The sequence below is a fragment of the Crystallibacter degradans genome, from assembly GCF_012952295.1.
Classification (GTDB): Bacteria; Actinomycetota; Actinomycetes; order Actinomycetales; family Micrococcaceae; genus Crystallibacter; species Crystallibacter degradans.
Map to the genome: position 1 here is coordinate 1 of NZ_JABBCH010000096.1, position 401 is coordinate 401.

Consider the following 401-nt stretch of genomic DNA (forward strand, 5'->3'; position numbering starts at 1 on the left):
TCGGTGGCGTGGTACTGGCGCTGGCAGCCTGGCTGACCGAGGGTGCCCCGGCCATTAATTGGAGTGCGCGGTTCGTCGCCATTCTCCTGTATGTGTCCCTCGTGGGGACCGCCGCGGCATTCCTCGGTTGGTTTACCGAGGTCCAGCACTGCCGCCTGGACACTCTTTCGGCGTGGACCTTCCTCGTGCCGGTATTCGGCATCCTGTTGTCGATACTCATCCTGGGTGAACCCCAGACCTTTTGGAGCATGGCCGGCATGGGCTTGGTTGTGCTGTCCATGGTCTTCCTGACAGCGCCGGGGAAACGCAGCGTCCAAGCGCCCCGATAACTCCCGGACCCGTAGGCGGCATAACATCCACTGGCCCGGGTGCCCTGTGCCTTGGTAGGCTCACACCTGTCG

At 63.3% G+C, this 401-nt stretch carries 1 protein-coding gene; it reads left to right on the plus strand.

The annotated features are described in order from the left end of the window. On the plus strand, window positions 1-329 hold a 329-nt coding region (locus HGO92_RS23275), incomplete at its 5' end, for an EamA family transporter (protein ID WP_169999126.1). Window positions 330-401: the final 72 nt, after the last annotated feature.